Source organism: Myxococcales bacterium (assembly GCA_016703425.1).
Classification (GTDB): domain Bacteria; phylum Myxococcota_A; class Polyangia; order Polyangiales; family Polyangiaceae; genus JADJCA01.
In genome coordinates, this window is sequence record JADJCA010000024.1 from 79,891 (window position 1) to 93,050 (window position 13,160).

Here is a 13,160-nt window from a genome sequence, read left to right on the forward strand (position 1 = left end):
GGTGAAGGAGGGGGCGTCAGTCGTCGACTGCAAGGCTTACGGCTAGAACGGCGCCGCCGGGAGCGACGGAAGCGGAGACCGGGGCGAAAGCCAGGTGCCGGACGTGCTCCTGGTAGACTGCGGGGCGCACGCGTACCGCTCCCGCGGGTCCTGGCGTTTCCGACCGTACGAAGTCCATCAGAGACACCCACGCGAGCGCTCCATCAAGCGCGCTCGGCATCATGCCCAGTGCATCGGGAGCCACCGCGCACTGGCCCGCAACGAGGACGAGGTCGGAAACGTCGGCGTCGACGTCGAGAGACTCTCCTCTGGCCGTGCGATGCTCCACGTCCACGAGGCTCGCGCACCCGTTCGCGTCCGGGAGCAACGTTGCTGGTTCGACCGCTCCCCGCCATTCTGGCGCGCTCAAGAGTCTCAGCTCTCGCTCGATGTCCTCGAGGATTACGCTCGGGGCGCCGATCGCAAGCAGCGCGGCCCTGCGCTTCTGGCCGAAGGCGAGCGAGTTATGGCGAAGCGTCTCGCCGACCGCCAGGTCGAAGGCAGGGCGATACCGCGCGAGAAACGCAACGAGGGCCGCCATCCTGAGAGGGCGGGCCCCGCTCTCAGGTTGGTCGACGAAGTGCACCTCTTGGGCGTCAGCCTCGATGGCGCGTTGGAGCTCCCGCAGCCTGCCCAAGTGGGCAGGGAAGACGTGGCTGCCGAGAGGAAAGATCGAAACGGGTGCCCCGTGCCAGAGGGCAAACGCGTCGGCGGCTCGCACGCTCCCCAAGCGACTGCGACTAACGAGAGAGCGTGCGGGAGAACCCCGCGACGCGCAGCGAGTGATACGCGACGCCGCTCTCGGGCACGAGGAGCGACCCACCGGGCAGGTGGTCGAAGGGGAAGTAGTCGGCTCGGACTGTGCGGAGCACCTTGCCCACCTCGTCCAGGAGCTGCACTTCGCGCGGTTCGCCGCTCGGAGGGGCCTTGATGGTGACGACGCTGCCGAAGGCGGACGGGCCGTCTGCGCCGAGCGTGACGAACTGGAACTGCGCGCCGCGAACGCCGCGAGCGCCGTTGCCGGTGTTCGAACCGGGCGTGATCGTTGGCGCGAGCGGCTTGCCCTTGTTGACCGTAGCGAGCCGCGTGAAGAGCCCTTTGTACGTGTAGTCGCTCACCCACGTGGGCTCGCAGTAGCCCATGAAGTCGGCGGCCGATGAGGGCGAGATGAGCTTGTCCTTGGTCAGGTCGTAGCCCCACGCACCGAGGGCGCCGCCCTGGTGCGGGAAGCTCGGGTCGACGCCGTCGATGGAGCCGAAGTCGGAGCAGGGGGCGTGGGAGCGACCGTGCGCGTGCCCGATCTCGTGGACCATCGTGCCGGCGCTGTCGGCGCCGCCGTAGCCCATGCCGATGCTGGCGCGGAAGTACGCGTTGCGAGGATCGCTCACGAGCGTGGAGAGACCGGCCACGCAGCCGCCGCCGCAGAACGCTTGCTTCGACGAAGCGGCTGAGAATGCGCCCCAGTAGTAAACGTCGTCGTCGGCGCCGTCTTGCTCGCGCAGATCGGCCATGGCCTGGAGGAGCTCGCCCCAACCGGTGCCGTTGCCCTTTACGGGCTTGCTCCAGGTGAAGGGCGCGCTGCGGACGGTGATGTCGACGCTCGGGATCGGGTACTGCGACCAGAGCGCGTCGCGGTTGATGTCGAGCTGAGTTTGGCTCGTGTCGGGGAGGCGGCCGGAGCCGTCGGCGGTGTATTTCACCGGCACGATGACGATGCGGAGCGAGGGCCCGGCGCTCACGAGGCCGAAGGAGGCGAGCGAGCCGTCGGCAGGGTAGCGAGCCTCGCTGTCTACGCCGTCTTTGACCTCGTCGGCGGCCTCGTCGGTGATGGCCACGGAGAACTTGGCGCCGAGCGGCAGGCTGTCGCCGGGGACCCGGAAGTTGAACGTCGACGCGAGCGACGCGTCGGTCGAGGCGCTCTTCAGCGTCTTCGTATCGGTGAGGGCTTTGAGCGGCTTGTCGTCGCCATCGACGACGCTCAAGACCGCCTTGAGCTCGCGGGCCTTGTAGCCCGCGGCGGGCTTGACGTAGGCGCGCACCAGCGCGTCGCGCGTCGCGACGAGGGGAACGCCTGCGGCGACCTTGGCACCGTCCTTCGCGAGGGTCGCCTTGACGCCCTGGAAGAGCGCGACCTCGGTGACCGTGAGGTCTTGCGCGAGGCGTGACGTCACGGACTTCGGCAGCGTGACGCCTTCGGTCGACGCCGGCGGCGTTTCCGTCGGCTGCCCCTCGGGCGCAGGGCCTGCTGTGCCGCTCGGGCCTTGGCCGATGGTGCCGGCCCCGCCGCCAGAGCAGCCGGCCGCGACAAGAACGCTGAACACACCGAAGAGGGTTCGTCGCATCACAGGACCTCGTACGTTCGAGCAGGAACAACCACTCCCGTCACTCGGCGGAATTAGTAACCAGAATTTCGGCGGTTGCCATAGTTGAGCGGTGCAAAGCTGCGTTGCCGTTTCGGCGAGGGCCGTCCGCCCGGAAGCGAAACATCCAGCACCTATGGAATGGAGAAGCAGCGACGCCCCAAATTCGTGGGAATCAGTCGATTAGAGCCACTTCGCCTCGATGGCGAAGCCTCGGGTCCCCACCAATTGAGCCTTCGGGGAGACGCGGAAGACCAAGAGTTTCATGGGCACGACGAGGCAGCGCAGCGCCGTCGACGCTTGCGCCGGGTCGACCTTCACGTTGAGTCCCTCGACCGAACCGTCGTCCGCCACGCGAGCGGCGATGCGGGCCACGCCTCCCGACGGGCCAGGCCGGCCGGCGGACGGCTCGCGCGCACAGGTCTCCAACCGATCGGCGAGCGTCTCGACGGCCGCGGTGATCTCCGCCCGGTCGAGGCCTCGCGACTCGGCCAACGCCACGGTGGCCGAGCGCCGTTGCGCCATGTGCTCATAGCCCTCGGGCGCGCCCTCGACGCCGACCTTGTCGACCTGGCCATCGGGCACCGAGTCGCGCGGCGGCGCGGACGCGCACGCGACGAGCGTCGTCGGGAACGCGAGGACCGCGACGAGCGCGGGGACAGACAGCGCGCGCCGAGCGTCAGTCGCCAAGCACGTGCCGCGCGATGACGAGCCGCTGGATCTGGCTCGTCCCTTCGTAGATCTGGAGCACCTTCGCGTCGCGCATGAGCTTCTCGACGGGGTAGTCCTTCACGTAGCCGTTGCCACCGAAGACCTGCACGGCGTCGACGGCCGTGGCCATCGCGGCGTCGGCGCCGAAGGCCTTGGACAAGCTCGACGTGAGGGGATTGCGCTTGCCCTTGTGGAGGTTCCACGCGGCCTTCCGCGCCAAGAGACGCGTCGCCTCCACGCGAATCGCCATCTCGGCGATCATGGCTTGCACGAGCTGGTGCTGCGCGATGGGCACGCCGAAGGTCTTGCGCTCCTTCGCGTACGCCACGGATTCGTCGAGGCATCGCTGCATGAGGCCCGTCGCGATGGCGCCGATGTCGGGCCGCGTTTGGTTGAACGTCTCCATGGCGAGCTTGAAGCCTTGACCCGGTGGCGCGAGGACGTTTTCTGCCGGTACCTTCACGTCTTCGAGCATCACGACGGCGGTGTCGCTCGCGCGCTGTCCGAGCTTGTCTTCGTGGCGACCGATCTTGAGGCCCGGCGTTTCGCGCGGGACGATGAACGCTCCGATGCCCTTGTGACGAAGCGCCGGGTTTTCCGTGGCGAAGATCACGTAGAAGCTCGCGAGCGACGCGTTCGTGATCCAGCACTTTTGGCCGTTTAGCACGTAGCCGCCGCCCGAATCCTTCGTGGCCAGCGTCTGGAGCCCCGCGACGTCGCTGCCGGCGGCTGGCTCTGTGGTGGCGTAGCTCGCGAAGATCGGCTCGGCGGCGAGGCGGCCCAGGAACCTCTTCTTCTGCTCTTCGTTGCCAGCGAGCAGGATGGGCGTCAGCGCCAGCGTGTTGGCGGTGATGCTCGTCTGGATTCCGGTGCACGCGTACGCGAGCTCTTCGGTGAGCAGGACGTTGTCAATTTCGCTGAGGCCCGCGCCGCCATACTCCGTGGGTAAGGTCGGGTTCACGAAGCCGAGGTTCCACGCCTCTTCGAAGATGTCGCGCGGGAAGCGCGACTCGCGGTCGCAGGCCGCCGCTGCCGGCAGGATGCGTTCGCGAGCGAAGCGCCGCGCCGTCTCGACCAGGGTGCCTTGTTCGTCGGTGAGGTCGAAGTCAATCATGGGGCGTTCTCTCCAGCGTCATTCGCGCGCTCTCGCGCGTCGCTTCTCGTAGTCGAGTCGCGCGTTGCGAAGGCCCAGAATGTAGCCGACGACGATCCCCAGAAGAAGGACGGCGGGAATGAAGATGACGTGTTCGCTCGTCACCGGAAGACCTCAGCGCTGATCGTCGGCCTTCTGCCGAGCGTCCAAGACCTTTTCGAGGGCGTCGAGGCGCTCGTGAAGGCCTCGCTGCTTGCGCCATACGGACAAGAGCCAGCCCATGAGGAGCACCCACAAGACGATGTACGCGGAGACCATGAGGCCCTCGCCGCTGCGCGTCTCGACAGGGGCGGTGACGGGTTTCGGTTCACTGGTTTGGAGCAGCATCATGATTCGGTCCGCGGATCGAGGCCCAGGAGGACGGCGTCTTCTTCGGCCATGGCGAGGCGGCTCGCCGCGAGCTCGACCTTCACGCGCGCCCAGAGGAAAAGCACGGTGAGCATGGTGAAGGCGCCGAGTGACAAAAAGAGCGCGAGCTTCATGTCTGGATGGCTGAGGCCGCCACCTTTGCCGGTGACGACCTCGGGGTGCTGGCCGCTCCACTTTTGCACGCTGTAGTGGATGATCGGCAGGTTGGCGGCGCCGATGACGCCGAGCGCGGCGGCGAACTTTCGCTCACCCTCGCCGTCGCCCGAGAACGCGCGCAAGACGAGGTAGGCGACGTAGATGAGCACCGAGAGGAGCGAGGTCGTCAGCCGCGGATCCCACGTCCAGTAGTAGCCCCAGGCTTTCGCTCCCCATAGGGCGCCGGTCACCAGCACGATGGCCCCAAAGGCCACGGCGAGCTCGGCGCCGGCACGGGCAACCGCGTCGCGCGCCGGCGTTGGCCGGAGCAGGTACCCGACCGAGCCGACGAAGCAGGCCGTCGCACCGAGGTACATGGCGTAGGCGCTCGGCACGTGGAAGTAGAAGATCTTCTGGACGATGCCCATGGTCTTTTCGACCGGCGCGCGGTTGAAAACGACATGGATCGTCTGGGCGAAGAGGCCCGTCGTGGCGACGCAGAGGATCGCGAAGAGCGTGTCGGAGAGGGGGCGCTTGGCCACGAGGAGACGCTAGCCGGCGTGGCTCGCCATGTCACTCTCCGTCAACCTCAGGCTGCTCGGACTCGGGTCGCTCGATTCGCGCCATGGCCTCGTCGAACCAGCGCTCGACGCTTCTGCGGAACGGCCACATGAAGCCGTAGTCGGGCCCCGTGAAGCGCTCCACGATGTGGGCACGGAGCGAGCGCGCGGCCTCGATGCCGTAGACCTCCGTCGTGGCGCGCAAGGTCTCTTCGTAGGCTTCCCACTCGAGGCGAGCGCGACCGTAAGCGAGGCCCAGCGGAGCGATGGGGACGAGGTACACGTAGGCCATGGCGACGTCGCCCATGCGGCGCCGCTGACGAAGGTGCACGCGTTCGTGACGCAGGAGCACGTAGCGATCGTCGTCGGCCATCCGCGGCCACGAGTCCGGCACCCAGAGCGTGCCGAAGAGGACGGTGTGGTAGTGCGTCAGGTAGGTCTTCATCCCGCCGAACGTGATGAGCCAGAGCGCGCGACCGATGATGCGCTGGAGCGTGCTCGTGCGCTTGTCCCGGATCGCGAACGAGGGAAACTCCGCGCGAATCTCCGCGACGAAGGCGTCGGAGCGCGGGTGGCTCATGGTGCAGCTTCTTTCGCGTGGCCCGAGGTCCGCGCCAAGACGGCGCCCGCGGCGACGATGAGCGCCATGCCCATGACGGCAAGCCGATCGGGAAATTCCGCCAAGAGCAGCGCCCCGAAGAGCGCCGTGAAGACGACGTTCGCGCTCCCGAAGGTCGCCACGAGGGCGGCTCGCTCGAGCATGTAGGCGCGCGGCATGCAGAGTTGGGCCAGGCCCGCCGACGCGCCTCCGACGACCATCGCCGAGAGCTCGCGACCATGGGGCATGACGAACGAGGGGATCGCGAGGGAGCCCAAGACCACGGTGGCCGTCAGGGAGAAGTGAAGCGCGATGCCCGCCGTCGATTCGCGCGGTCCGATGCGGCGCAAGGCCAACATCGCGAACGACGCCAAGAGCGCAGCGCCGATGGCGGCGGCGACGAGCGCCGTGCTCGGCCGCGGCCCGTCGTGCGCGAAGAGTGAAGGCGGCTTGATGACGAGCAACGTTCCAACGAGGGCCGCGGAGACCGAGATCGCCAGGATGGGACCGCTTCGCTCGCGCAAGACGAGCGGCGCGAAACACGCGACGAAGACCGGCGTCAGGTTGAAGAGCGTGACGGCGTCGCCGAGGGCGATGTCGGTGCGTGCCAGCACGTAGAACGTGAGGGCCATCGCGGCGGTGCCGAAGCCGCTGCGAACCCAGAGGAGCGGCGAGCTCACGCGGGGCGGCTCGGCCTTCTGCGCGCGGAGCACCAGGAACGCGATGACGGCCCCCGCGAAGGCGCGAACGGCGCCGACCATGGCCCAGTGCGCGCCGCCGGAGCCGGCGACGCGTCCCAAGAGGTTCATGACGGAGAAGAGCAGCGATGCGAGGAGCATCCAGCTGAGCGCCGCGAAGGGGCGAGTCGCGGGCAAGGCCGAGGCGCTCATGGGCGTTGGCAAGGCGCTCCCGGAAGACATCTCCCGCCACGTCGCCTTTGCTCGTCCTCAAATCTCCTCTGCGGCACCCCAGGTCATTGCCCTGCGAGTGCTCGCGCTGTCTACTTCTTTGGCGGGGTCCGATGCGAAAGACGTCTCTCTCTCTCTCTCTCTCCCTACTGGCGCCCCTGAGCTGCTCCGTCGCATCGGACGAGCCTCGAGGCCAAGCGCGGTCCTTGGCGGAAGCCATTCACGGCGGCGCTGCGGTTGTCGACAACGCTTCGCTTGAGGCGCAGGCGATCGTCAACCTCACGGACGGAGTCGGCGTCTGTTCCGGCACTCTCATCACGCCAACCGCGGTACTGACGGCGCGCCACTGCATCTACGGAGAGGTAGGCCGGACCCCGCCTCCCTGGGGCCAGTCGCCGCCCGTGATCCTGAAGAGGGGCGACGGGACGACCATCATGTCCCTACCTTCGAGCGCCATGCTCGACACCCTTTCGCCGTTGGCGACGCCCGTGGATCCGAACGTTGAAGTGGCGACCGACTACGCGGTTGTTCGCATCAACCCCGCCGTCCTCACCGACTCGCAGTGGAAGCCGCTCCTTGAGGCGAGGAGCGTTCGGCCTGCGTCTGCGCCGGTTCCGGCGACGTGGGTTGGGGATGTCGCGACCTTCACGGTGCAGATGGGACTCGCCGGGTTTGGCGGGTCCGTCAACCCACTCACGGCACCACGCCGCGTCAGCTACGAGGCGCGCCTGGCCGGCGGCGGTGGCGCGTGGGATCTGCGATACAACGTCGGTGGAAGCGGGGTCGTCTTGGACGGCGGTGACTCTGGGGGTCCCGCGTTCATCGTGCGCCAGGCGGGCGGACCCCGCGAAGTCATCGGCGTGCATTCGGCCGTCACCATCAGCACGGCAGGGCAAGACCACGCGTGGTACGCGGATGTCACGACGCCGACCGTGGCCACGTGGTTCGCAAACAACGTGGTCGATCGAACCCACGACGGGTATCGGTTTTCGCGGTGGCGCGCGCAGCATCCGACGTCTGTTCCGCGCTGGTACGGGGAAGTCGACTACGTTGGGGCGTGCAACACCACGCGCGACCGTGATTGCGACCACTGGGACGACGCGCACGACAACTGCCCCTTCGTTTTCAATCCCACTCAGGCGGACCGGGGCGACGACGGCGTCGGCGACGCTTGCCAGGACTGCCCGTGCGATCCGGACAACGATTTCGACAAGGATGGCGAGTGCCCCGTGCTGTGCTCGTGGCAGCAAGCGACTCGGCGCGTCGACAACTGCCCTCGTGTCTACAACCCCACGCAGGACAACTGCAACGAGGCTTCGGAGCTAGCTGCGCAGCAGCGGGGCCAGTCCGTCGCAACGTTGGGCGATGCTTGCGATCCGGTGCCTTGCCCTGATGCCCGCTCGGTCGGCGGGGCAGTGCTCGGTGGCTTTCAGGGCACGTGCAGCGGCTCCACCACGTTCGGATTCGCGTGTTCGGGTCGAAAGATACGGGAGAGCTTCAGCGTCAGCTACCGCGGTCCCGAGGTGGCGAACGCCAGCGTTGTCGGTCCCCCGGCCGTCACCTTCGCGCACCCCGCGGGGAACGTCGCGACGAGCGCGCGCTTCTGTCAGTCGAACCTCAACCTCGGATTCCGGTGTCTCGACGCCATCAGATCGATGCGTGACGCCAGACTTGTTGACTTCCCGAGTGCCACCGCAGAAACGGCCGACGCCACACGGCCGTACCATCGCGTAACGATGACCGTCGCCGGTTCGCTCACGGCCCGCGGCGCTACGTGGGCGGTGCCGTACCCAAGCGCCACGACGACGGAGCGCTGGGACTACGTCGCGGACAACACGTTCTGGCAGACCGCCCCCGCGAAGGTCCCGCCCGCCGACGGGTATACGGGCTGCATCACCGCCTCACCCGCGGGCACGTGCCTCGATGGCGTGTTCTGGACCCACGCCGATAGCCTCATCGGGAGCGACGCGGCACACGCCAACGATGCCAACGGCGCCTTCGTGGGCGTGCACGGTACGGAGCTCGCGAACCACCACGAGACGCTGAGGCCCGACTCGCCCACGAGCTTCGTGATCGCCGGCGTGGGCAACTACCGTCGTATCGCCCTCTGGCGAACCTTGCCGGACCCCTGGGAGCGCCAGCGGCTCTGGGAGACGCGCATCCTCGTCGCGCGCCCGACCTTCGACAACAACGTCTTCGCATTGGAGCGAGATGGCACGGCTCTCGACGTCACGTCGCTCAGCACGGCGGCGGCCCGGACCATCCTGGGGACGAGTTCGCTGCTCGTGAGCGCCGTCGAGCCTGATCGCCGCCTTGGCAACAAGGCCATCGTCGAGGCCGTGTCGATCCGTTCGAGCGGCAATCAGGTCGACGAGCTCGTCGTGAGCCAGAACGGACTGCTGAAGAGTGGGACCGAAGCCGGCCTCTTCCCATTCCTGGCATCGGCGTTCGGCCCACCGGCGCGGACCAACCCGACTGTCGTGTATTCCCGCGTGGCGGGCGGATTGTTCCTTCTCGGGGGAACGGACGCCGCCGGGACGGGTCTCACGGATCTGTGGTTCCTCCCGCTCGGCAGAACCTGGAGCGAGGTTCCACTTGCTGGGTTCAACGCTCGCCAAGTGCTCGCGGCCACGTACTCTTTCGCCGACAAGCGGCTTTGGGTCCTCGGCACGAACGGTGGAACGCGGCCCCTCCTCTACCGGATTGATCCCGCGACGGGAGTGGCGACCCTCGGCGGTGTCTGGACGTTCACGAACACGTACGCTCGGTATGGACTGAGTCTCGACCGCGACGGAAAGGTGTTGCTCTTTTCGAAGGCGAACGGCGGCGGCGCCAAGCTGGCCAAGCTCGTCGTCAACGCGTCGGGCCAAGCGACCGCTTCTTCCATTTCTCGCGACGAGCCGGGCCTGACGATGACCCCCGTCGCTGACGAGAACGGCTACTCGCTGCTCAAGGACAACAACCAGACGGAGCGGCTGTCCACCCTTCGTGGAACGGCCGGCAGCTTCTCGTTGGCGGAGATGTTCTGATGCGCCCGGGCTGGGCCGTTGTGTTGATGATCGCGGCGCCGTTTGGCGCGAGGGTGATCGCGAGCTGTGACGACGACGCCGGACTCACGCCGACGGGGGCAGACGCAAGCGACGCACAACCGGTGCGTGACGTGCAGGTCTCGGAAGCCTCAGACGCCGGTGGAGACGCGGCAGCCTCTGGTGATTGGGTGCACTTGCCCGGTGCGCCAGAAGACTGCGAAATCGACGTGCCGCGGACGCCGGCGGCGTGGCCCGAACCGATCGAGTGGGAGCCCTGCGGCAATGCCCTCGCCGGTTGCCGCAAGATGAAGACGGCTTGGCCGGTGTCGACGGTACCGGGGTTGGGTCACATCGTTCCGCTCGCCGAAGGCGGACGGAGCAGCGCGGGTACCCCGCTCCTCATGTTCGCGCGTGGCTCGGGGCGATACATCTTCCGGCTGGTTGCAGACCCAGACACACGGGTTCTAGCGGCGCTGCGGCAGGACGCAAACCCGCCTGCGGCCCGGTGCGTCCCGTACCCCTACAACACCGCGTCGGACCGTTACTCATACACGCTTGTCGAGAACCTATCAGACGGGAAAGCACGCGGCTACGCGGCCATCGTCGGAGAGTTGGCGGACGGTGGAGGCCCGCGCATTGCGCTTCGAGTCCTCACGTCCGATCCTGCCGGGCCAGCGGACCTCGCGGGCTCCGCTGGCTTGATCCGCCTCTACGGCAAGCTGACCCTTCACGATTGGCTCGCGCCAGACACCACTCCGACCTTCCTCGGGCCGACCGACGAGGGGGCGCCGGGTCTCGTCTTTCCAGTGGGAGACGCGATCTTTTGGAGTTCGAGTTCACTCTGGGCCATGAAGCACAAGGTCTGGACGCGCGCCGGTGGCTCGCGCGATTTTCTGACGTTCGGTGCCGACACCACCAAAGGCGCTGCCAACCTCGGGACCGACGGCAAAGACATGGTTTGGCTCGAGGGCTCGGGGCGGCTCGGAACCTCTTCACCGCTGTTTCCGGTGGTCACCGCCAAGACCGCGCCGTTCGTTACCGACCCGGGGCAAATCGTCGCCCGGAGCCTGCGGTCGGACATCTCGCCGTACGGCGTTGCCGGGTCGACCTTCAAGGTGGGCTGCGGCTATGCAGCCTGGGCGCCGGGGGCCTATCCGCTCGGCGACGGTGGGACCGCTACCGGCATACAGGTGCTCCGCGTCGCGGATGGGTACGACGCGGCGCTCCTCAATCTAGGCGGTTCGTGGACCTGGACGCAGCCGCTCCTTGTGACGTGCGACGAGCTCTTTGCACTTGGGAACGAGAACGGTCTAGCGAACATCGTGCGTATTCCGCTCACGTCTCTCGGTCCGTGGCGAGCGCCGTAGACGTCCGCCTGGCCGACGCAGCGTTCTTGGAACGCAGACCGCTCATGGGCGTTGGCACGCGCTGCAAAAATAGGTGGAGCGACCGTTTGCTTGACGCTTCATCGCGATCCCGTGGCCGCAGGTGAAGCACGGTTTGCCGCTTCGGCGGTAGACCCAGTGACGGCCGCCGTCGCGCGCGCGCGTGACGCGTACCCCGGATGCCGCGAGCGCGTTTCTTCGGAGGAGGTCTCGAGCGCGAATGAGCACACGGCCAATCGCAGCGTCATCGAGCTCCGCCACCAGCTTGAAGGGCCAAACCTTCTCCAAGAACAAGACCTCGGACTTGTAGACGTTGCCGATGCCGGCGACCACGTGCTGCATCATGAGCACGTCGCCTATGGGGTCCGTCGCTCTTGCACGGAAGCCCGGGAGCGCGGTCTCCGTGGAAAAGGTCGCCGCAAGCAAGTCCGGCCCCGGTTCCAGTGGCGCCGTACCAAAGGGGCTCGCCTGCCGCGCTTCGTCGCCGCGGAGCAAGGCGAGTCGCGAGGGCGTCACGCAGACCACGCGCGTGCCGTCGTCGACCTCCAAGAAGAGCGCGGCATCCCTTGGCAGTGGGCGCGGCGCCTCGCGCGTGGCGATGCGAAAGGCGCCCTGCATTCCCAGGTGCACATGGAGCGAAAACCCGTCCTCGAAGACCACGAACAAGTTCTTTCCACGCGAACGAACGCGCTCGATGGCCCTGCCGACTCGGCCATCGTCGACGCGTTCGCCGAGCGACGAGCGAAATGCGGCGACTCGTCGCCCCGCGAGTACGGCGTCGAGGCTCCGCGCCGCGCGAAAGAGCGTGTCGCCCTCAGGCATGGCCTCTACACATCGGCCTCACCGCCATCGACGTACCGCCGCCGCAAGACGAAGCCGTCGCCGACCTGCTGAAAGCCCGCGGCGATGAGGGCCGGCGCGAGCGGTGAACCCTTTGCGGGAGCGCCGTCGATGCTCGAAAGCAAGATGGCCCGACGCTCGCCGCCTCGCTGGACGCGCGCAAGGCCCTCGGCGAGCGCCGCCGCGCATTGGCTGTGCATCGGCTCGTCGTCGGGCAAAAACGTGACGCACGTCTCGAGGCTGCGCCCCACAAAGCCCACGAGACGCCCCCCGGCGAGGACGACCTTCGCGCCGGAGACGCGCGAGGGTCGGCCGCGGCCTTCGTCGCCAGAAGTGGCGCCTGGCCACGGCAAGATGGAGCCGTAAGGGTTTGCCGGATCGACCGCCGAGAGGACCACCGTAGTGGGCCGACCCTCGTCGTCGCCGCTGGGCGCGCGCAAGCGATCGTCGGCACCGGGGGCGGCGAACTGCGCGCCGCCGAGGCCGGCGACGAAGTAGCCGCGTCGCACGCGGCCGCTTTGCTCCATCGTCCGAAGGACCTCGTAGACGGCGCCAAAACCTCCTTCGAGTCCCTCGGCGTGTGCGGCGCCACTCGTCAGGATGCCGTATCGGTCCAGGAGCGAGCGGGCGAGGGCCAAGCGCTTCTCCGTCTCCGTGGGGGCGGCTCCAGCGTCGGCAACCGTTGGCTCGACAAGAGACCAGCGGCCTTCGGTTCCCGGCGGCCCGCTCCGCGCCGTTGAGCGTCGGGCGACCTTCGCGGCACCAAGCGCGAGGCGACTTCGTAAGGGGGCGAGCGTGTCGGCGCGAACGAGCCCTGCCCAAACGAGTTCCCACAACGCGTCGGCCAGTTCGCCGGGGTAGCCCGGCAGCTCCCGCGAGAGCTCGTGGAAGAAGAGCGCCCCGCGTCGGCCCAGGACGCCTTGCACCTTGGCAGCCAGCGCCGTCAGCTCACACGGGTTGGGCCGGCCGAGCGCCGCTTCGTGATCGGTGAGGAAGAGCGCGATGCGGCCGTCGCCGGCACCAAGCGTTTCAACGCCGCGCCACGTGATCTCGCCCATGGCCATGAGCGCATC

12 protein-coding genes are annotated in these 13,160 nt (G+C 67.8%); 2 read left to right on the top strand and 10 right to left on the bottom strand.

The window, feature by feature from the left end:
* Positions 1 to 16: 16 nt before the first annotated feature.
* The 8 genes from IPG50_32330 to IPG50_32365 all read right to left on the bottom strand — a co-directional run bounded on the left by IPG50_32330 (position 17) and on the right by IPG50_32365 (position 6,815).
* Positions 17 to 676 (bottom strand): hypothetical protein, encoded by a 660-nt coding sequence (locus IPG50_32330; protein ID MBK6696842.1) that lies wholly within the window; start codon positions 674 to 676, stop codon positions 17 to 19.
* A gap of 103 nt (positions 677 to 779) precedes the next feature.
* A complete protein-coding gene (locus IPG50_32335; protein ID MBK6696843.1) occupies positions 780 to 2,381 on the bottom strand; it encodes a hypothetical protein in 1,602 nt (533 codons plus the stop codon).
* Between the two features lie 201 nt (positions 2,382 to 2,582).
* Entirely contained in the window at positions 2,583 to 3,089 is a 507-nt protein-coding gene (locus tag IPG50_32340) for a hypothetical protein (GenBank protein MBK6696844.1), read from the bottom strand.
* Positions 3,079 to 4,224, bottom strand: coding sequence for an acyl-CoA dehydrogenase family protein (locus tag IPG50_32345; GenBank protein MBK6696845.1), 1,146 nt, complete (start codon positions 4,222 to 4,224; stop codon positions 3,079 to 3,081). Before IPG50_32345 ends, IPG50_32340 begins: the two co-directional genes overlap by 11 nt.
* Before the next feature lie 153 nt (positions 4,225 to 4,377).
* A complete protein-coding gene (locus tag IPG50_32350) occupies positions 4,378 to 4,593 on the bottom strand; it encodes a hypothetical protein (protein MBK6696846.1) in 216 nt (71 codons plus the stop codon).
* Positions 4,590 to 5,309 (bottom strand): cytochrome c biogenesis protein CcsA, encoded by a 720-nt coding sequence (gene ccsA, locus IPG50_32355; GenBank protein MBK6696847.1) that lies wholly within the window; start codon positions 5,307 to 5,309, stop codon positions 4,590 to 4,592. Before ccsA ends, IPG50_32350 begins: the two co-directional genes overlap by 4 nt.
* A gap of 31 nt (positions 5,310 to 5,340) precedes the next feature.
* Positions 5,341 to 5,907: a hypothetical protein gene (locus IPG50_32360; protein ID MBK6696848.1), complete on the bottom strand. Its 567-nt coding sequence runs from the start codon at positions 5,905 to 5,907 to the stop codon at positions 5,341 to 5,343.
* Entirely contained in the window at positions 5,904 to 6,815 is a 912-nt protein-coding gene (locus IPG50_32365) for a DMT family transporter (GenBank protein MBK6696849.1), read from the bottom strand. Before IPG50_32365 ends, IPG50_32360 begins: the two co-directional genes overlap by 4 nt.
* 131 nt (positions 6,816 to 6,946) lie before the next feature.
* Between IPG50_32365 and IPG50_32370 the strand changes: the two genes are divergently transcribed.
* Both IPG50_32370 and IPG50_32375 read left to right on the top strand, forming a co-directional pair.
* A complete protein-coding gene (locus IPG50_32370) occupies positions 6,947 to 9,862 on the top strand; it encodes a trypsin-like serine protease (protein MBK6696850.1) in 2,916 nt (971 codons plus the stop codon).
* The gene (locus tag IPG50_32375; protein MBK6696851.1) at positions 9,862 to 11,229 is read left to right on the top strand and encodes a hypothetical protein; all 1,368 of its coding nucleotides are present in this window, start codon (positions 9,862 to 9,864) and stop codon (positions 11,227 to 11,229) included. The genes IPG50_32370 and IPG50_32375 overlap by 1 nt, the downstream gene beginning before the upstream one ends.
* 42 nt (positions 11,230 to 11,271) lie before the next feature.
* Here the strand turns inward: IPG50_32375 and IPG50_32380 are convergent, their stop codons facing one another.
* Positions 11,272 to 12,069, bottom strand: coding sequence for a formamidopyrimidine DNA glycosylase (locus IPG50_32380; protein ID MBK6696852.1), 798 nt, complete (start codon positions 12,067 to 12,069; stop codon positions 11,272 to 11,274).
* A 5-nt stretch (positions 12,070 to 12,074) separates the two neighbouring features.
* Entirely contained in the window at positions 12,075 to 13,145 is a 1,071-nt protein-coding gene (locus IPG50_32385; GenBank protein ID MBK6696853.1) for a hypothetical protein, read from the bottom strand.
* Positions 13,146 to 13,160: the final 15 nt, after the last annotated feature.